At 47.1% G+C, this 21,694-nt stretch carries 18 protein-coding genes and 1 tRNA gene; 7 read left to right on the top strand and 12 right to left on the bottom strand.

Annotation, left to right across the window (positions count from 1 at the left end; translation table 11 throughout):
• The first annotated feature begins 37 nt into the window (after positions 1–37).
• On the top strand, positions 38–598 hold the full coding sequence (nudE, locus tag ACY2RR_RS23940; RefSeq protein WP_490110723.1) for an ADP compounds hydrolase NudE: 561 nt from the start codon (positions 38–40) through the stop codon (positions 596–598).
• A gap of 14 nt (positions 599–612) precedes the next feature.
• A complete protein-coding gene (gene cysQ, locus ACY2RR_RS23935) occupies positions 613–1,434 on the top strand; it encodes a 3'(2'),5'-bisphosphate nucleotidase CysQ (protein WP_490110722.1) in 822 nt (273 codons plus the stop codon).
• A gap of 71 nt (positions 1,435–1,505) precedes the next feature.
• On the opposite strand, the gene ACY2RR_RS23930 is transcribed toward cysQ, so the two are convergent.
• The 6 genes from ACY2RR_RS23930 to yedF form a co-directional block, all read right to left on the bottom strand.
• Positions 1,506–3,890, bottom strand: coding sequence for a hypothetical protein (locus ACY2RR_RS23930; protein ID WP_490110721.1), 2,385 nt, complete (start codon positions 3,888–3,890; stop codon positions 1,506–1,508).
• A gap of 151 nt (positions 3,891–4,041) precedes the next feature.
• Complete coding sequence (locus ACY2RR_RS23925; protein ID WP_490110720.1) at positions 4,042–4,449, bottom strand: NirD/YgiW/YdeI family stress tolerance protein; 408 nt, start codon at positions 4,447–4,449, stop codon at positions 4,042–4,044.
• 115 nt (positions 4,450–4,564) lie between these two features.
• Positions 4,565–5,659, bottom strand: coding sequence for a selenide, water dikinase SelD (gene selD, locus ACY2RR_RS23920; protein WP_490110719.1), 1,095 nt, complete (start codon positions 5,657–5,659; stop codon positions 4,565–4,567).
• A 16-nt stretch (positions 5,660–5,675) separates the two neighbouring features.
• Positions 5,676–5,891, bottom strand: coding sequence for a putative Se/S carrier protein (locus ACY2RR_RS23915; protein ID WP_490110718.1), 216 nt, complete (start codon positions 5,889–5,891; stop codon positions 5,676–5,678).
• Positions 5,888–7,051 carry an aminotransferase class V-fold PLP-dependent enzyme gene (locus ACY2RR_RS23910; RefSeq protein ID WP_490110717.1) on the bottom strand — a complete coding sequence of 388 codons (1,164 nt, stop codon included), beginning with the start codon at positions 7,049–7,051 and terminating at the stop codon, positions 5,888–5,890. The genes ACY2RR_RS23915 and ACY2RR_RS23910 overlap by 4 nt, the downstream gene beginning before the upstream one ends.
• Positions 7,051–7,725: a sulfurtransferase-like selenium metabolism protein YedF gene (gene yedF / locus ACY2RR_RS23905; protein ID WP_490110716.1), complete on the bottom strand. Its 675-nt coding sequence runs from the start codon at positions 7,723–7,725 to the stop codon at positions 7,051–7,053. The genes ACY2RR_RS23910 and yedF overlap by 1 nt, the downstream gene beginning before the upstream one ends.
• A gap of 375 nt (positions 7,726–8,100) precedes the next feature.
• Between yedF and ACY2RR_RS23900 the strand changes: the two genes are divergently transcribed.
• The 4 genes from ACY2RR_RS23900 to ACY2RR_RS23885 all read left to right on the top strand — a co-directional run bounded on the left by ACY2RR_RS23900 (position 8,101) and on the right by ACY2RR_RS23885 (position 12,670).
• The gene (locus tag ACY2RR_RS23900; RefSeq protein WP_490110715.1) at positions 8,101–10,278 is read left to right on the top strand and encodes a hypothetical protein; all 2,178 of its coding nucleotides are present in this window, start codon (positions 8,101–8,103) and stop codon (positions 10,276–10,278) included.
• Between the two features lie 176 nt (positions 10,279–10,454).
• Positions 10,455–11,234: a nitroreductase family protein gene (locus ACY2RR_RS23895; protein ID WP_490110714.1), complete on the top strand. Its 780-nt coding sequence runs from the start codon at positions 10,455–10,457 to the stop codon at positions 11,232–11,234.
• Positions 11,235–11,504: 270 nt separating this feature from the next.
• Entirely contained in the window at positions 11,505–12,080 is a 576-nt protein-coding gene (locus tag ACY2RR_RS23890; protein WP_490110713.1) for a pilin, read from the top strand.
• A 107-nt stretch (positions 12,081–12,187) separates the two neighbouring features.
• Positions 12,188–12,670, top strand: a complete 483-nt coding sequence (locus tag ACY2RR_RS23885; RefSeq protein ID WP_490110747.1) for a pilin — start codon at positions 12,188–12,190, stop codon at positions 12,668–12,670.
• A gap of 100 nt (positions 12,671–12,770) precedes the next feature.
• Here the strand turns inward: ACY2RR_RS23885 and ACY2RR_RS23880 are convergent, their stop codons facing one another.
• Positions 12,771–13,610, bottom strand: coding sequence for a 2OG-Fe(II) oxygenase family protein (locus ACY2RR_RS23880; RefSeq protein WP_490110712.1), 840 nt, complete (start codon positions 13,608–13,610; stop codon positions 12,771–12,773).
• 438 nt (positions 13,611–14,048) lie between these two features.
• On the opposite strand from ACY2RR_RS23880, the gene ACY2RR_RS23875 reads away from it, so the two are divergent.
• Positions 14,049–15,776, top strand: a complete 1,728-nt coding sequence (locus ACY2RR_RS23875; protein WP_490110711.1) for a hypothetical protein — start codon at positions 14,049–14,051, stop codon at positions 15,774–15,776.
• 39 nt (positions 15,777–15,815) lie between these two features.
• On the opposite strand, the gene ACY2RR_RS23870 is transcribed toward ACY2RR_RS23875, so the two are convergent.
• The 5 genes from ACY2RR_RS23870 to ACY2RR_RS23850 all read right to left on the bottom strand — a co-directional run bounded on the left by ACY2RR_RS23870 (position 15,816) and on the right by ACY2RR_RS23850 (position 21,217).
• Positions 15,816–16,280 (bottom strand): pilin, encoded by a 465-nt coding sequence (locus ACY2RR_RS23870; protein ID WP_490110710.1) that lies wholly within the window; start codon positions 16,278–16,280, stop codon positions 15,816–15,818.
• A gap of 187 nt (positions 16,281–16,467) precedes the next feature.
• A tRNA-Thr gene (locus ACY2RR_RS23865) sits at positions 16,468–16,543 on the bottom strand.
• A 193-nt stretch (positions 16,544–16,736) separates the two neighbouring features.
• Complete coding sequence (locus ACY2RR_RS23860) at positions 16,737–17,447, bottom strand: TVP38/TMEM64 family protein (RefSeq protein ID WP_490110709.1); 711 nt, start codon at positions 17,445–17,447, stop codon at positions 16,737–16,739.
• Positions 17,448–17,531: 84 nt separating this feature from the next.
• The gene (locus tag ACY2RR_RS23855; RefSeq protein WP_490110708.1) at positions 17,532–18,515 is read right to left on the bottom strand and encodes a sulfurtransferase; all 984 of its coding nucleotides are present in this window, start codon (positions 18,513–18,515) and stop codon (positions 17,532–17,534) included.
• Positions 18,516–18,649: 134 nt separating this feature from the next.
• A complete protein-coding gene (locus ACY2RR_RS23850; protein ID WP_490110707.1) occupies positions 18,650–21,217 on the bottom strand; it encodes an FAD-dependent oxidoreductase in 2,568 nt (855 codons plus the stop codon).
• Positions 21,218–21,694: the final 477 nt, after the last annotated feature.

Here is a 21,694-nt window from a genome sequence, read left to right as displayed (position 1 = left end):
CTGACTTTCTCAATCAGCTGTCCGGATCAGAAGAAATATGAAAAAACTGCCAGAAATTCATAATGTCCGGGAAGTGACCCGCAGTGCGCTGTTTCGTGTAGAAGAACTAAAGCTACGCTTTTCCAATGGTGTAGAGCGTATTTATGAACGATTGGCCGGTTTTGGCAGTGGGCATCAGGCGGTGATGGTTGTTCCTCTGCTGGATAAAAACCGTTTTGTGATGATTGAAGAATACGCGGCCGGTACTGAGGATTATCAGCTGTCGCTGCCCAAAGGACTGGTGGAAGCTGGAGAGGATCTTCTGGATGGGGCCAATCGGGAGCTGAAGGAAGAAGCCGGTTATGGTGCTAAAAAGCTTGAACACCTGACAGAATTTACCCTGTCGCCAAACTATATGACCCACCATATGCAGGTGGTACTGGCACAGGATCTCTATGAAGAACGCCTTGAAGGTGATGAGCCTGAACCACTGGGTGTTCATATCTTTTCGTTTGATGAATTGCCTGAATTGGTCGCCCGGCCAGATTTTACTGAAGCCAGAGCCATGGCTGCGCTCTATCTGACACGGGATATTATTCAGGGACGTAACCAGAATTAATCGGGGGTATCTGCATGACCATCGACCATGCTGCTCTTGTAGACAGCCTGAAAGAGCTTTGCCTGAAGGCTGGAGAAGCCATTCTTACGGTGTACTCTCAGGAAAGAATTGATGTGATCCAGAAGTCTGATGATTCGCCGGTAACAGAAGCGGATCGACAGGCTCACCGGATTATCACCGACGGACTTGAGCAGCTTGGGGCTGGAATACCTGTAATCTCAGAGGAAGGCTCTCTTCCTTCTCTGGAAGAGAGGAAAAAGTGGCAGCGCTACTGGCTTGTTGACCCTCTCGACGGCACCAAAGAGTTTATTGCCCGCACTGATGAATTCACCGTAAATATTGCCTTGATGGAAGAAGGCCGCCCTGTTCTTGGTATTATTTATGCCCCTGTTGCACGGGCATTTTATTACGGAGGTAGTGCACTCCACGGCTCATGGCGGCAGAAAGAAGGTGGTGAAATTGTATCGATCCAGACACGCCCTTGTGCACCGGAAGGGTTGCTGAATGTTGCTATCAGCCGCCATCACGGACGAGATCGATTAAAAGATCTGATAGACCGTTTTGAGCAACGTTTCTCTGAAGTGCATCTGACCATTGCCGGCAGCTCGCTGAAAACCTGCCTTGTAGCAGAAGGTTCTCTGGATATTTATCCCCGCAGAGGCCCTACCAGCGAGTGGGATACAGCGGCCGGACAGGCTATTGTTGAAGGCGCTGGTGGCGTGGTTCTCAATGGTGAACTTAAGCCGCTGCGTTATAACGATAAAGAAACACTCCTCAACCCAGACTTTTATGTGTTGGGTGATCCCGGTGCTGAATGGGAAGGCCTGCTTCTCTAAGCTTCTGGCCTCTTCGAAAAACTGGAGCCATCCGCTGGCTCCTCATAGTGTTTTTCATAAACAACCTAGTGTTATCCACCACTTGGTCCGCCTTTAGGGCCAGTTGGCTGACGTGGTGGTCCGTAGGGCATAGGAGAAGAGTTTCCTGGCAGCTGTGACGAATCATTAAATTGGATCACAGGGTCAGAAAGTGAACTGTTGCCGGGAGCGGAGCCATTGCCATTACCTTGAGGAGGCGGTGGTGGAGGGGGAGGAGGCGGCGGTGGATCTTGATTTGGATTTGACCCACCGTTTTGCCCCCCGCCAGAACTAAGAAGCCCAAACCCTCCAGCAGCCCACATAAGTCCGTTGTAGACCATTGTGGCTTCTGCAGGGAAATAGTAAGCGCCTGTGGCTAAACCCACCCCTAAGCCAACTCCCATTCCTATTGCTATTTTGGGGTGCTTAACCGGTGCTTTCACAACACCAACAAGCTGACGAGAAACAAATCCTCTGTAATGTGGTACGGCTCCATCTCGTTGGACATCACTATAGTAAGCGCCACTACTGCTAGAAGTGTCTAGTGAAGTCTGGGGATGTGTTAAGGCGGTCAGCTGGCTTTCATCAATGTCACCGACGAACTCACCCGTGGTGGCATGGGCCAGCAGATTTGTACAAACGGAAATGCCGGGCAGGTTAATAGTTGTATTCTGTGCTTCTTCATCAGTGAGTTGCACAGGCTGAAGATTTATTCTGTCTTTGCTCATATCCCAGCTTGCAGCAAGATTTTTTTCGAGATGCAGGCTCCCATCCTGGTTATACATCCGAACGCGCATTTTGCCGTCTTCTACATATTCAACATGCAGTGTTGCCAAGGCATCCGTTGCACCATTCATTAACCGTTCTGTTTGAGTCAGAGCCTGATCTTTTTTACTTAGCCCGTAAGGCAATGAGTGAAGAGTTGCTACGTAACTGTGTGGGTTATGGGATCTCAAATGAAGTGAATAAGGTGTTTTGTTACCATCTTCGTCTCGCAGATAAAGTTCGTCTGTGGCTAAACCGTGAGAGGAATTGAATGGGTCAGCCAGCGAATTGCGGAGATGGAGATGGGAGCGCTTATATCCCATGTGCAAATCCCATGGATCTGGGAGGTGGCTAAAGGATATTCGGGAATCCAGCTGTGTTACCGGAGTACGCTGACCATTAAAGCAAGAAGCTAGAGTTTTCTCATCGAGTTCTGGAAAAGCTGTGTGAGAGCTATGATCAGGTTGGTGAAGCCAGTCCACCCACCCGGACATCATATTTGCCAGTTTTACGTGGTTAATGTTTTTGACTTTGCGTTCAAATGTAGCGCTTGCTGCCAACTTGGGGAGTGGTGAACCAAGGGTAGCCCCTGCGAGATGTACTTCTTTGGCACCAAACAGAGTCACTTTTTGGTTACCAGCATCTATGTGCAAAACGAGTTCTGCATCATTGTCAGGTAAAGACAGAGCAGATTCTTCCACCGTTGGTTTATGCAGCTGATTTAAGGCTACGAACATTCCTCCATGATCACTCTCTGTGACTTGTAAAAAATACAGGTCACCTTTCACAGCTGCCCCATTACGGGAGATCATTCTCGCTCCCGGGCCTTCAATAAACATAGGAGTTGTCACATGTCCGAGATCGGGCATATCAGACCGGCTGTAAACTGTAGTGATAATGGAAGGGTATGGATTGTTGGACGACGGCACAGGCGTGATCTGTTCAAAATGCGTTGTGTCTTCGAGGGGAGACTCCATGTCGTGCACCGGAACTGCGTACTGGTTGTCCTGGCTCATTATTCCGGTGTGTTCGTCACCGGCTTCAACAAAAGAGAGTAACTCCTCTGGGGTCGGTTCAAGGCATTCAATATCCTCAAGAGCTTTGGCAAGGCTGGAAGCTTCTTCTCCATCAGGAGGGTCCTGATCTCTAAAGGTTGTTACCAATAGGTTCAGGGCTGCAACAGGATCAGGCATTGCAGCGGCTTTGGTCTTTGTTCTTCTATGAAGAACTGGGCGGTACTTATGCTCGGCGGGGACAGGAATCTCAACAGCTTCACCAGATGGTTGCAGTTGTGAGTTGAGCAGTTGGTATTGGTATTTGGAATCTGCCTGAGTAAGAAAAACACCGTTAATGGCTGTGTACTCGTCAAGCGCTGTATCAGCATCACCTTCACTTGGAGTCGTTCTCAGGACAAGCATCACACCATCCTGGGCAGGTGTTACCTGTAGTGCAAACTTTGACTCTGTTAAACCCATGGAGCCTAAGTCTGCAAAGTATCCATTTTGAGCAATGTTCTGACCGTAGACAGCAGGCAGAAGTCTTTGCTGTAACCCTCCACCGGGAATCTCTCTCTTGAGGTGGAGGGAAAATGGGGTCCCATTAGCCTGGCAGACAATGGAAGCCATTAAAGCGAGTACAGCAAAGAGTATGTAATGGAGTCGCAGGATCGTCATAGAGGTACCGCCTGATTCAGGGGTCGGTAATTGAAGGGGGACAGACAGTTACTTAGCTTCAAGAGAAGAGCATGAATATTAGAAGGTAGTGGTAAAGCTTGCAGGAAATTTTGGCTGGAGCAGTTCGCAACCAGATATAAACATCAGTTCTTTAGAACGTCCAGAACACCTGATTGGCTTCCACTTCGTGGCTGCCATTATCTTCGTGAGTGACTTCACCCTTGATGCGAATACGGGTGTTGGGCTTAAGGCCACTCTGGGGAATCTGGTTGGGGGGAACATCAACTTCTATGGCAGCAGTGCCGTCATGCAACAAGATGGTTTCTGGCCCGATCTGCCGAAGAACCACGCCTGTTATATCAACAGTACTACCGCGATGATCTTCACTCAGGGCTTCTTTTACTGTGACCTTTGGAGGTGAAGGCGGCGTTGTGGTTTGCTGCGATCTGGAAGGAGATGAGAGAGAGATCGCCAAAATAAAAGCACAAAAACCGATTGTTGTTTTTACATGACTGGAGAATTGCCTGTATTCGGCTGTTTTTGGTGCTAGTTCCGGCATAAAGCTGATGATTTTTCGACTGTTCGGTTTCCTCTAAATATAGGCAAACTGAAGTAATCATCCACTGGCAGGCTTACTCCTCCACAGGCATTGCCTGTAGAGGAGTTGTATTGAATTAATCAATAATCAGAGAGGTTTCGCCACGGGGCAGGACTTCTCCGATAATGCTGGCTTGTGGGTGTTTTCCACTGGCGATAAGTTCGGCCAGCATATCGTTTGCGGATTCAGCTGGAGCGCAGATCAGCAAACCACCAGAAGTCTGGGCGTCACAGGTGAGCATTTTCAGATTGTAATCCAGATCTTCACGGAAAATTGCATCATCACCAATGTATTGCAGGTTGCGGAATGCTGCGCCGGGAATGCAGCCATCATCAAACAGGTCATAGGCTTCATCGAGAAGCGGCAGAGATTCCGCAGTAATACGCAGAGTCGTCTCACTGCCGTTGGCGATTTCGCGTGCATGACCCAGCAAACCAAAACCGGTGACATCTGTTGCACAGCGGGTGTCGTATTTGCACATGATTTCTGCGCCGGTGCGGTTTAGCAGTTTCATCTGTTCAACAGCGTCACGATAAGCTTCATCGCTGGCAAGCTGCTCCCGATGACCGGAGATCAGTGCGCCAATACCAAGAGGTTTGGTCAGAATAAGTTTGTCACCGGGACGAGCTCCACTGTTGCTGACAATTTTGTCCGGGTGCACAGTACCGATAACCGCAAGGCCAAACTTTGGTGGATGATCTTCAATGGTATGTCCGCCAACAACCAGCGCCCCAGCTTCAGAAACTTTCGCGTGACCACCCTTAAGGATTTCTGCAAATCCCTGAACCGGCAGATCTTTGGTGGAGTACATCATCAGGTTCAGGCACATCAATGCCTTTCCGCCCATGGCAAATACATCACTCAAAGCATTAGACGCGGCAATTTCGCCAAACTCTTCCGGGTCACTGCACACCGGTGGGAAAAAATCTGTAGTGAAAATCAGCGCGGTTTCATCGTTGATTTTGTATACACCAGCATCGTCGTGTGTGGAGATATCCACAAGAAGATCCGGATGACTGGGGAAGTTCAGCTGGCTGAGAATGCCTGCAAGTTCGGTGGGGGAAAGCTTTGCGGAGCAGCCGCCATACTCAACCGTTTTGAGCAGGTCGATGCCAGACCCTACTTCGGTAGGGCTGGTTTCAATAGAACTGGTTTCAGTTTCAGTGGACATAACAAATAAACCTTAATCAAATACGGGCAAGAGTGACCTGAAAGCCGGAAGCCTCAAGCTGATCTTTCAGGGTTTCAGCTTTGGCTGGGTCAACTTCCAGACTCATCCCGCATTCGGAAGAAATTTCTCTGGGCACAGGCAACACTTGGCAATGTATGTTTTGCTCGCGGCAGAAGGCCTCAGCTTTAATGGCGTACCGCATGGTTTTGAATAACAGGAATGTCCGGCTCATGAGGCTTTTTTCTGTGATGAAAGTTGCTGTGAATCGCAAAACGCTGAGACTTCTCTCAGAGCGTTCAACAGATACTCGAAGTCTTCCAGGGAGTGGTACGGTGATGGCGTTAAACGACACGTGCCATTTGGAAAGGTGCCAAGGTGTTGGTGTGCTGAAGGCGCACAATGCAGCCCGGAGCGACTTTCAATATTGAAACGGCTGGAAAGCTCCCATGCCAGAGTTCCTGCATCCATTTTGCTGTGGCTCAGGGAGATAACTTCTCCCTGGTTATCCGGGTCTTCAGTACGCAGGATGGAATATCCGGGGATGCTTTCGATGCTATCCAAAAGCTTCAGGAAGTCATCGTGATTGTGAGCAGGTTCCGGCTTGTTATCCAAAGCTGCAAGAAGACCAAAAATCCCGGCAATATTTGGAGTGCCAGCTTCAAAACGATCCGGCATCTGCAGCGGCATGGATAAATGTTCACTGTTACTGCCAGTGCCGCCGAGTATCAGCGGTTCAACACGATCTGGGTGGCGAATAAATAAACCGCCAGTTCCGGTTGGCCCCAACAGACTTTTGTGGCCGGTGAAGATCAGATAATCCAGCATCCATTCATCTACACGAACAGGGATTTTTCCAAGGGACTGGGATGCATCCAGCATAATGGGAAGATAACCAACCGCCTGACGAATAGCGGCAATCGGCTGGATAACGCCATTTACATTGCTTTGATGATTAATCACAACCAGGGCTGTATGGCTGTTAATCAGGGCAGGGACTTCTTCTGGAAGAATACGGCCATCAGAGCCTGCAGGGAGAGTCACCAGAGTAATATGACCCTGCTCTTCCAGCATTTTTAAAGGTCGTGCACAAGCGTTGTGCTCAACCGGGGAGATCAAAACCTCTGCCCCTTTTGTGAAAGACAACCCCTGCAGAATCACGTTGGCGGCATGGGTGGCGTTGCTGGCAAAACAAAGGTGTTCCACCAGTGAAATATCCATCATTTCCGCGAGCCGATCACGGCACATTTCAACGGCTGTTCCAGAAGTTAGGGCTCTGGAATGGGCAGAGCGGCCATAGTTACCACCTACTTCCATCAGGTAGCGGGTCATGGCTTCTGCTACCTGTGGAGGCTTGGGAAAGCTGGTGGCGCCATTATCAAAGTAAGTGAGCATCAGGGATACACCACATGCCCGGCAGCAGCGAGCTTTTCAGCAATGTCATACATATTGGAAATGCGGCCTGCAGCCAGCTGGTCTTTGATCTCAAAGAAATCTACGCAGGCACCGCAAACGATTACATCCACACCGCTGTTTTCCAGCGCTTTCAGGGAAACGTCTGCACCAGAGTTCTGGACTGCCAGCTTGGCACCGCCGTTATAAAGCAGAATGGCGGATGGCTTGTTATCCAACTCAAGAAGAGTGTTGATATAGCCTTTGACCAGAATCCGGCCGAGATCGTCATCACCTTGCCCCATACAATCACTTTTAAGGGCAACAACATAATCTGAGGTTGATTGCTGGGAACTCTGTTCTGGTGTCTCGGCTGTGGGCTCAGATGTCTGTGGTGCAGATGGTTTATCTGGAGCCCTCTTCGGGGTTTTATCAGCACCTTCACTGCGAACGGCATCGATAATCCAATCATCACCATCGCGGCTGGTGAGAGGTTGGGCATTCTGATCGTTTAGAAATGATACGAGGTTGGTATGGGCAATTTCATTGTCCAGCAGAACCCGGAAAGATTCCCCTGCACTCAGGGTTTTCCAAAGGCGACGGGTTTTGATCAAGGGTTGTGGACAAAGGCAGCCGCGGGCGTCCAGAAGGTGACCGGGTTTTTGAATATCTTGCATGAGAACCTCGTTAGGTTGCGTTCAAAAGGCAACCTCAGGCAAACCAGATCCGCTCATGCATCTCTCTTACTTATGCAGTGATCAGTACTGATTTGAGAAACTGTGAAGACTGAGAAATGTGCTGGATATGCACTGCCCCTGCAATGATGCAGGTCAGCCTTACGTGAAACAGACAGAGTATTTACGGCAGTTGTCTTTTCATCCAGGAAGAGGCGGCGTTCAGTTCATTATGAGTAGAAGCTCTGAATTTCATGGCCGTATAGATCAAAGAAGAATACGGAGGCTATGTGCTTTACAAAAAGCTGTAAAAACGCAAGCTCTGTTCTATACCTCTTCACCCTGTACGTACTCTCTGGTGCAGAGCAGGAGGTTTTTATGCGCCAAGTGCTGGTCACTGTGTTTCAGCTCCAATTTCTCAGTCTTTTAACGGTGCTGTGGGTTGGGAACGTTGGCGCGACGCAAGAAAAAGCAGGTAGCACGCCGTCTGTTCACCTGCCTGGAGATGCTTTGGGAGAATCGTCTGATTCTGGAAGCTATACGTATCTGAAGGAAGTTAGCCCAGGTAAAACACTGGAAATAAGAAGCAGTCGACGACTTCAAAAAGGGGTAAAACACACTCTCACAGATGATGCGTTAGTTGCCGAAACCGCACCTAAAAAGCCCAGGGTTATAAAACCTAAAAGTGTCGGGAGAAAAACAGCTCTGCGTACTGGCAATAGAACGCAATCTAAGCACTCGACAAAAGGCAGAACTTCTAAAACGCAGGAGGTAGTAAGTTCGGATACCTCAGAAGAGGGCATTAGCAGCCAGCCCGTTCTTCCTCCTGTCTCTACGGTAGCGAAGATGAATGCTACACCTTCCCCTGTGATCACTATGACTGAAGTTGAAGAAATGTCTCAGGTGCAGGGTGAGGCTGATGAAGCCAGCCATGAACACATTGATACACCTCCTGTCGTCACTGAAACTGCGCAGCTACCTGATGAAAGCGCATTAGAAAAAGATATTGAAGAAGAAACTGATGAACCAACTGCGGAAGCTATAGAAGAGGATGTTCAAGAGTCTCATATAGCCTCAGAAGAGGCTGAAGAAACCACTATTGATAGTAACAAAGTAAAAGTTACTAACTACGATAAAAATGAAACCTTTCCATTACCCGTTGATTTTCAAACTGTTGAAACTAGAAGAGTCTTAAACACAAATTTAAGAACTTCGGACGGGTGGACCTTAAGCGCGGAGTGGTACAAGGCAGGGAACTCCTACTATAGCGCAGCATATTCTATTCCTTCGGAGAAACTTGAACCCTCTTCTATGCGTATAAAGTTAACTCCAAGGGCGGGAACAACTGTAACGGGAAAACAATATACGACGGGTGAAGTGGTTATTTATGTTATTCCGAATCGTAGAGAAAGGGAGGAGGCTACCGGCCTGTACAGAGAAGAGATGCCCATGAAGCTTAAGCTACGGGCGGATAGTCAGGAGGCGGAGCATACTGCGCAAATACAGGCAGCAACATCCACATTATCCACTCTCGGTGAGGGAGAGTTGCGAGCAATTCAGGAACATCACCTTTGGGCTCAAGTTCACCGATTAGCGGCCATCGTTTCGCCAGAGGTGCTGAAAGAAGTTGTCGATATAGTCTTAAAGAGAAACTCCATTATTTATGAAAGTGCTCGTGAGGTTATAAAGAGAAATACGAAAAAAGAACTTGCTAAACGCTTGACGGAGCTGCTCGAAAGAGAGGATGTGTCGGCTTTTGGTAACTACTTGAATCAGGGTGATTACCAGGATCAGTTGTGGGGTAGCCTTGTACAAAACCTGACAAGTTTTCTCCCAGAGCATTATGACGACATGAAGCTGAGCAGTATGGACTTAGAACTGGCTGCTGGAGGAAAACTTCACAGTAAACGCCATTTTCTCGTACCTTTGGGAATTACTCCTCCTAACCAGCTCTCATCTGCACCAGCCTTTACATTTGATGGACCTGCGCTGGGTCTGGACTCTGCAGGAGAAGCCGAAGCAGGTATTCATGCATTGATTGACCCTGAAGAACTGGCTAAGAGAATGGCAAGCCTGCTTGAGCGTAGAGAAGCAAAACAGGATATTGGTGAATTTCTCACCGCTGAGTCTGTTTTGGGAATTGCCGGAGAGGCTGAAGAGGGCGATTTAGAACCGGTCATTCGCATGGTAAGTCGAGGAGAGGATGGTTCTCTCTACATACTTGATCATGGTGTTTGGATACAGGCGGAAGCAATTCCGCAAGAAGAGCGCCCTTCTGCTGAACGTCGGCACGAAGAAGTTCACCACTATCAAGAGCCTGTTCATAAAGATAGTGGAAGGCAGTATGCCCCAGATCATCAAGAGGTAAGTCATACAGCATCTACTAAATCTGTTGATAGAAGGCAGGCGCCTGCCACTGAAAGAGTGGCTCATAACCCACCACCGAAAATGCCACCAACAACTTCTTCAGCAAGAAAACCATCAGTTGCCAGTCAATCTAATCAATCCGGGTGGAAATGGTCATCGTTGTGGCCGGGAAATTGGGGAAAATCCTGAGGTAGAAGTTAAGTAATCTAGCTTTTACACAGGGCTTCAATAGCTAGGGAGAATCTAATAGGTTCTCCCTCATCACGTACTACTAATTAAGAGGTTTGTGCCCTTCCGGTAGAATGTGTGCCTGACTAACCTGCTCCAACACAATGTAACTATCGAAGTACAACGCAGGTAATTTAATGGCTGTTATTGAAGCAATTAAAAAGCACGCACCTATTCGCAAATATCACTCTGACCCTATCCCTGAAGAATTATTAAACGAAATACTGGAAGCCGGAATTCGTGCCTCTTCTTCAGGCAATATGCAGGCTTACTCTATTGTTGTGACTCAGGATAAAGCGCTGCGGGAAAAACTCTTCAAGCCTCACATGGAGCAGAGCATGGTACTAGATGCACCTGTGCTTCTGACTTTTTGTGCTGACTTTCATCGAATGAGAATGTGGCTGGAACAGAATAAAGCGCCTGAAAATTTCGATAATCTGATGAGTTTTATGATTGGCGCAATAGACGCAACACTGGTTTCCCAAAATGTCGCTTTGGCTGCAGAAGCACGTGGGCTGGGTATTTGTTATATGGGTTCCACTCTTGCGAATTGTGGCGAGATTGCTGAAGTGTTAGAACTGCCAAAACATGTTGTACCTGTTGTTGGTTATTCACTGGGTTACCCGGCTGAAGCCCCTGAACCAAGAGATCGCCTGCCACTGGATGGTTTGGTTCATCGTGAAAGCTACAAAGATTACTCTGCTGAAACTATCACTGAGATTTATAGCGAACGGGAAACTAAGGGTTGGGAACGTTATATGACCTTCCCTGAACTGAAAAAGATGATTGAAAAATCCGGCGCAAAAAATCTTGCCCAGGTTTATTCAGCCGTGAAATACACGCAAGAATCTCACAAGGAATTTTCCCAGAATATCCTCTCTCTGCTGGAACAGCAGGGCTTTATGAACAACGTCTGACACACGACGACACCACTCTATGTGCCGCAAAACGGCACATGTGTTACCAAACGAAACACTTTTCATTTCTTGGCTAAATAGCTAATTGACCGAAATGCCCAGCTAGAGCCTTTCATGGCCTTTCTATACAAAGTTGGCACGATGGTTGATATGTATATGGCAAGTGAGGCCGCAGCATGGGTTGCGAAAGGTTTCCTGGATTGACCGGGGACTGTCTCTCTGGAGATAGCCCGGTTGGGCTGGATATAACAACAAAGTGGGGATGTAAAAATGAAAAAACAACAGAGTGGTTTTACTCTTATTGAATTGATGATCGTTGTTGCGATCATTGGTATTCTGGCTGCAGTAGCTCTGCCTCAGTACCAGACTTACATGGTTAAGAGCCGTGCAACTGAAGTATTTTCTGCTGCTGGCACCGTTCAAGATAGTATCAAGGCTGAAATTCTGAATTACGGAAGCATTGACTCCACCGTGGCGCCATTCCCAAATGCCGTTACGTTTCAGGCATTGTTTCAAAACAACCTGACCGCAGCTGCACTTGATAGTCAGTTTATTGAAGATGCTTCATTTGTTGTCGACAACACAAACGGCCGTGTAGATGTTCAGTTTGAAGTTACCAACCAAGGTGTTGGTAACCAGCTGGGCGGCCTTGTTGCGAATGGTGGTTTGAGTGGTTTGTTAATCTCCTATTTCCCAGCTTACACTCCACGTACTGGTCAGGTAGAGTGGTTGTGTGCAACTCCTGACGGTGTTAACCCAGACATTTTTGAGTACATCCCTGCAGAATGTCGTTTTGATGTAGCTACACAGCTTGCTGCACAAGTTGCTGCACTTGCAGATCGTTAATCAACTTATAGTTAGTTGATAACTTTAAGGGCTAGGTATGATTTTTCTTACCTAGCCTTTTTGTATAAATTAGATTAAGAATCTGGCTGAGCAGCAATGGAAAAGTGATGGTGAGAGATAAAGGGTTCACACTGATAGAGATGATGATTGTAGTAATTATTATTGCTATTTTGTCATCGATGGCTTTACCGGCATATCAAGATTATTTGGTTAGATCTCGAATGGCTGAAGTCGTTATTTCTGCATCTGCGGCGAAAGTAGGAATTCAGGTTGATATGGTTTCTACAGGAAACCGAGATAGCACCTTAAATGCGAGTACATATCAGCAAAGCTATTTAGCGGAATTGAACGATATCGCAAATATAAGTCGATGGATTAATAATATTGCCCTTGATAACGCAACGGGTGTTATTACCATCACGATTAACGATCTCAATACAATGGGCGATTTAAAACGCACATTTATTCGATGGGTGCCAAATCGTATAGGTACCATGGTTGTTTGGCAGTGCCAGACAAACGCTCCTATAAATGGTTATGACCTACTGCCAGTAGAGTGCAGAAACCCTGTTGCAGTTCCAGTTGGGTGATAATTAATTCATCTTGTTCATGAATGTTTTTTGTTACCCGTTCAGGAAGAATAGTGAGCACCCGATTTTTGAGTTTCGAGTGCTGTAAAAAGTGGAGTAGTTAAATAACCCCCAACTCCTTCAATCGCTCCAACAAATAACTCCGCTGTGTATGCCGCTCCGAAAGCACTACCTCACTCCGAGGGTGCAAAAACAAAGGCAAAGACATCCGTGAGTTCTCTTGACTCCCACCAACAGGGTTAATCACCCGATGGCTGGTAGAAGGAAAATACCCACCAGAAGCTTCCTGCAGCATATCGCCGGTATTAATAATCAAATTGCCGAAATCTGATGGCACATCCGCCCAGTTTCCATCTTTCATTTTCACCTGTAGACCAGGCTCGTTGGCAGCCGGGAGAATGGTTAACAGGTTGATATCTTCATGGGCTGCAGCGCGAATAGCGCCAGGCTCTTCTTCTCCGGTAAATGGTGGGTAATGCAGTACCCGAAGAAGGGTGTTGGGAGTATCCACAATCATATTGGGCAGAGGTTCTGAGAATCTACTGACAACTTCTTCGGGAGAGTTATTTTCCACCCATCTCAACAGTTCCCCTGCCAATGCCGAAGCCTGTTGATAGTAACTTCGTATCTCAGTATCCAGTTCATCGGGTACTCGTCCCCAAGGATAGATGTGGTAATACTCTTTGATATCCTTCTTGGTGTGTCCTTTAGCGGTTTCAGAAACTTCTGATGGAAAGAAACCATCCTGCTTTTCCGGGTCGAATAAAAAGTCATTCTTGTGAGAAGAGTTAAAGAACTTGAGCCAGTTTGAGTAGATAGACTCAACCAGCTTTTGCTGTATGGGATGGTTGGTTAGAACGGCAAAGCCAGTGTGGTGTAAGGATTCTACAAATCTTTCGTGGGCATCGCTGGCGAAGTAGTCAACTACCTGAACATCCATAATTTTTACTACAACTTTTATTATAGGAGTGTGCGGATACTAACTATTTCTTGTCGTGCTTCACAGCTCTTTTTTTCACGACTACTTTTCTAACCACCATAGAAGTAATGGGCATAATAAGTGAAAGAAAGGGAGCAAAAGAAAAAGTTAAGAGTGTGGTTATATACGACACTTATGTTGTTTCTTCTTCCCAGGCTGGCCTTGGCCATTCTTTCGTATACTGGTCAGATAATCGTTGGAGAGCAGCAGATAGACAATGTTCATTTGGAGGTGGATAGAGAGTCTTCTGCATCAGACAGCGGCAGTACATACATCACTGCATTTACCTTAATAACTACTGCTACAGGTGGCGACTCTATTTTCCCTGCAGAGAGCTACAAGAGTTATCCACTAATGTGGCTTGCCGATAATGCCGGCAGAGGAATGGGTGGAAAGCCCGTGAAGCTGGTTCTGGTAATAAAGCAGCGAAGCGTAAAGCCATATAACCCCCAAAGCTCAAAACCTGAACTGGTGACTTCTGTATTTGCGGAAACTCTATCAACCGCAGATATTGTTGATATCAGCATGGCTGGAAAACCAGCCCTTCTTTACAGGAATGAAAGGGGGCGTTCGCCCTGGATAATGCTGATGGAAACCAAACACAGTAATAAATGTACAGTTGATCAGGCTGAAGCTGGGTTGTTTTCATGTTTGTCGGGGCAGGAAGAAAGGTTTTCTCTTTCCATTGATAACCCTGCACAAGGAACTGCAGGGTTTAGTCTGGATTTACCTGATATGAACGTCGATCGCCGTGGATGGCTATCTGCACGTATGAGCTTTACAAAGAACGCTGTAATCAATCAGGCGGTTATGCGTCCAAGAACTGTTAAACAGCACCAGTTTCAGTCTGATCAAAGATTTAGGCACTCCTTTCATGTTCCAAGAGGAAAAGGTGGTAGTTACGAGGAATATCATAGGTATAGACAAATGCTTGAGTCTTCCGGTTCTTCTGGATTTCAGCGTTCTGCAAGCATAAGGAATTGGACTGCCACAAGGGCGTCACTTGATATGTATGAAAGAGCCGGTGCTTACCCTGTCAAGAAAGAGCCGCACAAAGTAGCTGTTGAGTTACCAGGTGATTCTTCCCTAGAGAGTGTTCCCCCTCCCTCATTACCGACAACTAAACCTGTAACTTTGCTGGAAGAATCACTTTCCCTCCTTTCTTTGCAGGAAAAAATAATAGAAACAGAAAGATATTTTGTCTGGATAAGTGTGGATGGTGAGGAGCCCATTAGAGTTAGTTTAAGCCTGATACCTGGCAAGGCTACAGGAGCACTGACCCTTTCTTATCAGTTGACCTCTTCAGTAACAGATCAGGATTCTTACATTCTGTTTGAGGAGGGGGAGGATCATTTTTTATGGATGTTGAAAAACAGGTATGCGGGAAGTAATCAGTTCCCTGCTCAATTAATGGCACGGTTTGATATTTCACGAAGTGCGGAAAAGCCTGAAGCACCTTTGAAAGTGAAACAAGTTATATCCTGTTCAGTGCTTTCTGGCGTTATGGAAAGTAGAGCGCAAGAAAAAGAAACGGCTGATATGTCGTTGCTGAGTTTTGTCTCTCTCATCAGGAGTAAGCTGCCTCCGGTTACTGTTCCGCAAATGGGCATGGCGGGGGCTGAAGTCTCCAAAAGGAGACCGCGTTATGATTTTGGAGCGAGGTGCCAGTATTCAGATGTAGGTATGGGAGTAATGCTTGCCAGAGGTCGTGGAGCTAATATGTTTCTGCAGGGGAAAAGGCAGCTTCCGGATGGGCGGGTGATGAAGGTGATTTGGACGCGTCATGCTAGCAACCATGATTACTTCAAGCGAATGCTGAAGGTTGACCCAGTTCCTCAACCGCCGCCCCCTCCTTTGGAGTTTTCTGCATATAAGGGGGATCCTCTGAGTTGCCATCCTTTTACGGACAGAAGGCATTGGAGCAGGAGTTCTTCGAGATCTCAGTACCGCTCACAACAGGTTCTTCACAGCAGTCATTTAACGCGATCGGAGACTTTTAGTTCTACGCAGGCGATAACCAGTTTGTATTCAAAAGAAGGGCCGAAATCTTCTGGAAGCTCAGTGTCACTGCACCCTCCAATGGGTAGAGGTGCGGTGATGGGAACGAAGTCCTCATCCCGGTTTTGATTGGAGTTTCTACACAGCTATAAAGTAAGGTTTGCAACTTTACCGACATTCTGCCGGAAGAAATTCGCTGTCTATACGCCAGAGTGAGCTGGGGTTTGTTTCACATGTCCAAGTGATATTTCCACCGGAGGCATCAGGCTTTAACCAGAGTATTTTTCCATCCAGATCTGGCCCTGCATCAGAACCAAACCATATTTCCAGCGAGGCTTTTCCGGGGGACCAGTTGATCTGGCTAACATTGCCACTGGGTGAGCTGAAGTAAACAACATTGCTGGTCATGCCAGATTGAATATTGCTTGCGTTGGGGAAATCGCCGAATGTTGAATAAAACTCAACCAGTTCCGCTTTTGCTCCGCTGGCTAATTGCAACCCTTCGGCAATTTTTCCGCGGGTGGCATGTGCTTTATAGGCAGGGAGGGCAACTGCTGCCAGAATACCAATAATAGCCACAACAATCATGAGTTCTATGAGTGTGAATGCCTGCTGCGTTTTGTGCTGTGCCATCAGCCTCTTTCTCCCTCCAACCTTGGAATTGTCTATAGAATTGAGCATAGACAAGCCGCCATGATGCGTAAGGCAGATGGATGATTTGGTGGAAGGTGGTGGTGTGGGGTAGGTATCAATCAGGCAGATACAAAAAAGCCCCGACTATGTCGAGGCTTCTAAGTGCTTGCTTTGCAAGGCTTTAATATGGTGCCGGCACCAAGAGTCGAACTCGGGACCTACTGATTACAAGTCAGTTGCTCTACCAACTGAGCTATGCCGGCAACGGGGTGGAATATTATGGATAAGCCCTGTTTTTGTCAACACTCAGATCACGTAAGAAATCGATCTTTTAAACGGGAAAGTGTTTTTAATAGAAGAAGTTACCCGTTTTTTCAGATTTCACGCTTTTAGTGATTTCCAACGACTGTATTTATGGGTTGCATGCGTATTGCCTGCAACTCCATTCAAAGGAAATCAGGCGTGGCTGTCTACGCCAATACCTTTCTTTTTCATCAGTGATGGCAGCATGGACACCCCCACAAAACAGATAGCGCCAATGCCGAGGTAAAGAAACATTTCGCTGGACATGCCCTCACCGCTGGCAATTGCTCCCGCCATAAAGCAGAAAGCAACCGTGCCGGGAATAATGAACAGAGCCGTTAACAGTGAATAGGTCCAGAAACCGATACCAGTCAGGCCATAAGCATAGTTCTGCACATTAAATGGGAATACGGGAACAAGGCGGGTAATCATCAACATACGCCAACCTTGTTTGGAAACGCCTTCATCAATCTTGCGGAAGGCCTGATTGCTGGAAGCCCAGCCTTCAACCATATCTCGTGCTGCATAACGTGCGACCAGAAATGCACAGGCTGCGCCCAGGCTTGCGCCAATCAGGGAATACAAAGAGCCGAGAACGGGACCCCAGATAATTGCGCCAACGATTGTCACCGGGCTGCCGGGCAGAAAAAACAAACAGGCCGCAATGTAAAGGCCAACATAAATAACCGGAGCCAGCATGCCGTAGCTGGTAATCCAGGTTTGCATAGCCTTGAGGTTATCAAGAGTCAGATATTCGAAAGCACCTGTTTTGTAGAGTGTGCCTATGGCGATGGCCAGTACAGCAAGAATAACAAGCAGTTTTGTTTTGCTGCCTTTGTTTCCTTCATTGTTTTCAGCAGACATAGCCGTTTCCAGATGAATTAGATTGCAGTTGTCGAAAGAAGAGAGCCTGAGCCTGTGGTTTAAGCAGGCTCAGGAAATAATGAATTACCAGACAACAGAGGTAACGGCTTTACCATCTTCCAGATCGAGTTCTTTGTGATAAGACCATTCGATCCAGGAACCGTCGTAGTTTTTCACATTCTTGTAACCCAGCAATTGTGTCAGCACAAATGTTGTATGGGCAGAACGTACAGCAGACTGGCAGTAGGCGATGATTGGGCGATCGGCAGTTATGCCAGCAGCTTCATAAACTGTTCTCAGTTCTTCAACAGATTTGAAGTTGTTGCCTTTATCCAGTGCCTGTTTGTATTCCACAAACACAGAGCCGGGAATGCGGCCAGCGCGAATGGCACCGCTCTTCATACTGTCGCCGGTATGCTCATCGAGTGAACGGGTATCAAGAATAATGGCATCGTGATCTTTAATGGCATCCTGAACATCATCCAGGTTGGCAAGGCGACTATCGTCTTCTTCCCAGGTGAATTCATATTCAGTTGGTGTGCGTTTGGCAGACTCTTTGCGAACCATCTCAAAACCAGCCGCAGACCAGCCGTGATAACCACCGTCAATCAGTTTAACTTTGCTGTGGCCATACATGTCCAGAATCCACCACAGGCGAGCGGCGTCGTAATTGCCTTTGGCATCGTAAGGGATGATAGTGGTATCAGCTGTTACGCCCAGGCTGCCGAGAAGCTCTTCCATCTTCGCCCGTGTGGCGCGCATGCCACCAAACTCATATTCGTTGTCGTCTGCAGAAATATCGGGACGCCAAACCTGGCGTGCACCTTCTATATGGCCTTTGCCAAAAAAGTCAGCAGATTTGCGCACGTCGATCAGAACAATATCTTCACCAGCGGCCATCATATTTCTTACTTGCTGCGGTGTTAGAAGGATATCGGCGTTGTAGTAGGTTTGGTTTTTGTTGGCTGTAACTTCAACTTTTACAACTTCTGATTCGTTAAGCAAAAAGGTCCACGTACCTGCTATAGCTGCGAGTCCTAGAACAGCTCCTGCCATTAACTTTTTCATTGTACTCCCCCTGGCTTTTGATAAAGCAACTCAATGAATAAGGCAGTGAACCCATATTTAGGCGTGAGGATCTTCTGCCTCTGAATAGATTGCGCCCTGTGTGAGCGTAAAAGGCTTCTTGTGTCGTGTATTTGTTATAGGTTAGCGAGCTGTATCAGGCCACGCTTACTCTTGTAGCGGTTAACCCAACTCTTTACAGCGCCGTGATTTCTATTAGTGGCGTTGTCTGCCATGTAAGTGTCGCCGAACACCAGATCCAGAATGTGAAGAGAATCTTTGCCCCCCTTCTCCATGGATTCCCGGCATGCTGCGCAGTAGGACACCATGTGATCTGATTCAACCTCATCCGTTCGGGAAGTCATAACCCGACTGGCCAGTTCAGGATTTGCGGGAACAACCATGCCGCCGAATCCGCAGCATTTGGCAGTTTCTCGGGTGTGTGGTGGTTCCTCAGTCTTGTAACCCATTTCATCCATTAACCAGCGAATGCCGTCGTGTATGGAATCCACATTGCGGGTTGAGCAGGAGTCGTGAATAGCAAAGGTTGCATCGCTGTTCAGGCCAATATCTTTTGCGCCTTCGGGTAGGTCTAACTCCGGGAAGATCTGCCAAAGAGAGCGCACGGGCTGTTTAGCATATTCGGAAAGGGTTAGATAACAGCTCTGACAGGCGACAATAATTTCTTCTGCACCACTTCCATCAATGGCATTTTGCAGTTGAGTAAAACGTTCCTTGAACTGTTCCTGTTGTCCAAGAGCTTTCGTGGGCTTACCGCAGCACATCAGGATACTGCCAATTCCGGGCATTTTTTCCTGCAGGAAAGCATAGGTCTTTTCTACCAGTTCCGGTTTATAGGATGGCAGAGAGCAACCGGGAATAAACACACGCTTAATATCGCTCTTAAGGGGTTCCGGTGCTTTTTGTACAGTGTTGAAAACCTTTGAGAATCCCAGAGCCTGATGCACTTTAATGGCTTTATGGCCCTTCATGGGAGATTCACCATTATTGCTTTTCACCATATCGACCCGGGCACTCATTAATGCGCCTTTAATATCAAAATCATGGGGGCAAACCAGTGTGCAGGAGCTGCACATATTGCAGGAGAAAGCGACTTCCGGATCAACCTTGCCGGAGTTCATGATTTTCTGGCAGAGTTCTTTAGGTGAATGACAGTAGTCGTTCAGCATCGTGCAAGTCTGCATACACAGGCGGCATTCACACTGCAGACAGCGGCTGGCTTCATCAATGGCTGATTGTTCAAGGAAGCCTTTGTCTACTTCGTTGAAATCTGTAATCCGTTCTTTTGGTAAGCGAACTTCAGTGGTGCGACGAACAGGTTTGGTATCGTTTATTGGGATGACTGTTTGGAGTTCTGTGTCGTTAGAAAATGCGGTGCGACCTTCCAGCAAGTCTTGCCTACATAAGAGACGGTGAACACTTTCTGCTGCACGCTGCCCTTCTTCCATAGCTTCAATGGCAATGCCGGTGCCGTTAGCATCCCCTGCCACAAAAACTTTTGGATCACTGGTTTTCAGGCTGATATTGCAGCTCTTTATTCTGCTGTTGGAAAGAGTCTGCAGAGGGTTTGTAGAGATAATAGATTCAACCTGCTGACCAACGGCGAATATCACCGTATCAACATTCAAACTAGCCAGAGTTTCTTCGTCATAGGCCGGTGAAAACTGGCCTTCATCATTAAATAAAGAGACGCAGGGTTTAAGAATAACACCGGTTATATGGTCTTCACCTTCAATACGGTGAGGGCCAAAACCCATATGCAGTTTAACGCCTTCCTCTTCTGCTTCATCTACTTCCCAGTTGTGGGCTGGCATGGCGTCTTTGTCACCTTCAAGGCAGGAAAGGTGCACAGTTTCTACCTGATGTAAGCGAATAGCACTGCGGGCACAATCCATAGCAACATTTCCGCCACCAACAACCAGTACTCGTTTGCCAAGCTGTGGGAAGTTACCGTTTAAGCTGACATCCCGCAGAAACTCTACAGCGTCAAATGTGCCTTTCAGGTTGTTGCCTGGTACGGGAATGATGACACCCTTGTGAGCACCAATGGCGAGAACAACGGCATCGTTTTCTTCTTTTAACTGGTCGAGAGAAATATCTGTGCCGATATTAATTCCCATGTGGAATTTAACGCCGAGTTTTTCCAGCAGAGAATATTCGTGGTCAATAATATCTCTAGGCAAACGATAGGCTGGAATCCCAACCCGCAACATGCCGCCTTTTTCTGGCAGGCGATCGTAAATAGTTACGTTGTGGCCTTTGCGGCGAAGATCCAGCGCCGCCTGTGCACCTGCCGGGCCAGCGCCAATCACTGCAACTTGTTTGCCGGTGTCTTCTGCTTTGGTGAGATCCCAGTCTTCTTGCTTGTCATAGCTGTCACAAACAAATCGTTTTAACTGAGCAACAGATAGGGGGTGTTTATGTTCATTGCGTTTGCAGGCATCTTCACAGGGATGTGCGCAGATGCGGCCCAGTGTGCGAGGAAGAAACAGTTTACTCCGGATTAATTCAACAGCCTCTTTGAATTCACTCTTGCCAATATGACCTACATAGCCCCGAACGTCGGTATGCATCGGACATTTCGCCTGACAATAAGGATTGGCTTCTCCCATGCATTCGTCGGCGATGGGCTGGAACTTACCAAGAGTGTTCTGGGTGACCGGAATAATATCAGCTGTAGACATAGCTATTCCCCGTCTGTCACTGCCCCCCCTTCTTTGAATCCAGAGAGGTCACGGCAGGCTTTTAATTTATTTTGTTTAACCTGTAAGAGTCAGATTAAAGACTTAACTTGAATTGTGGGAATATCTTAAGTCTTAAAAAGAAGAGCGTTTGTTGATGTAGAGCAAAGGACAAATCAGTCAAACATTTGTTATCAAATGCTTGTGTATTCACTGTTTGGAATTGTTTTTAACTCTTAAAAATGAAACTCGTAATTCATTAAAACATTCTTGTTAAAACACCATTTATTAAAAAACAATAAATTTTATTTATACACAGAAGAATTGTTTTTGATTAGGCGGATATTGAGAAAACAGCAGGCATAAAAAAAGCCAGCTTCAAAGAAGCTGGCTTTTCGGAATTTGGTGCCCAGAAGAAGACTCGAACTTCCACGCCCTTACGGACACTAGCACCTGAAGCTAGCGCGTCTACCAATTCCG

Source organism: Parendozoicomonas sp. 2304DJ65-17, from assembly GCF_058148445.1.
This window is presented reverse-complemented; position numbering and strand designations above follow the sequence as displayed.

Bases quoted from the DNA above. Each gene is read 5' to 3' on its own strand.
- ACY2RR_RS23885 (WP_490110747.1), top strand. From the start codon at position 12,188: ATGGTGAGAGATAAAGGGTTCACACTGATAGAGATGATGATTGTAGTA.
- nudE (WP_490110723.1), top strand. From the start codon at position 38: ATGAAAAAACTGCCAGAAATTCATAATGTCCGGGAAGTGACCCGCAGT.
- ACY2RR_RS23860 (WP_490110709.1), bottom strand. From the start codon at position 17,447: ATGTCTGCTGAAAACAATGAAGGAAACAAAGGCAGCAAAACAAAACTG.
- ACY2RR_RS23850 (WP_490110707.1), bottom strand. From the start codon at position 21,217: ATGTCTACAGCTGATATTATTCCGGTCACCCAGAACACTCTTGGTAAG.
- ACY2RR_RS23910 (WP_490110717.1), bottom strand. From the start codon at position 7,051: ATGCTCACTTACTTTGATAATGGCGCCACCAGCTTTCCCAAGCCTCCA.
- ACY2RR_RS23925 (WP_490110720.1), bottom strand. From the start codon at position 4,449: ATGCCGGAACTAGCACCAAAAACAGCCGAATACAGGCAATTCTCCAGT.
- cysQ (WP_490110722.1), top strand. From the start codon at position 613: ATGACCATCGACCATGCTGCTCTTGTAGACAGCCTGAAAGAGCTTTGC.
- ACY2RR_RS23930 (WP_490110721.1), bottom strand. From the start codon at position 3,890: ATGACGATCCTGCGACTCCATTACATACTCTTTGCTGTACTCGCTTTA.
- ACY2RR_RS23900 (WP_490110715.1), top strand. From the start codon at position 8,101: ATGCGCCAAGTGCTGGTCACTGTGTTTCAGCTCCAATTTCTCAGTCTT.
- ACY2RR_RS23890 (WP_490110713.1), top strand. From the start codon at position 11,505: ATGAAAAAACAACAGAGTGGTTTTACTCTTATTGAATTGATGATCGTT.
- ACY2RR_RS23880 (WP_490110712.1), bottom strand. From the start codon at position 13,610: ATGGATGTTCAGGTAGTTGACTACTTCGCCAGCGATGCCCACGAAAGA.
- selD (WP_490110719.1), bottom strand. From the start codon at position 5,659: ATGTCCACTGAAACTGAAACCAGTTCTATTGAAACCAGCCCTACCGAA.
- ACY2RR_RS23870 (WP_490110710.1), bottom strand. From the start codon at position 16,280: ATGGCACAGCACAAAACGCAGCAGGCATTCACACTCATAGAACTCATG.
- ACY2RR_RS23855 (WP_490110708.1), bottom strand. From the start codon at position 18,515: ATGAAAAAGTTAATGGCAGGAGCTGTTCTAGGACTCGCAGCTATAGCA.
- yedF (WP_490110716.1), bottom strand. From the start codon at position 7,725: ATGCAAGATATTCAAAAACCCGGTCACCTTCTGGACGCCCGCGGCTGC.
- ACY2RR_RS23895 (WP_490110714.1), top strand. From the start codon at position 10,455: ATGGCTGTTATTGAAGCAATTAAAAAGCACGCACCTATTCGCAAATAT.
- ACY2RR_RS23915 (WP_490110718.1), bottom strand. From the start codon at position 5,891: ATGAGCCGGACATTCCTGTTATTCAAAACCATGCGGTACGCCATTAAA.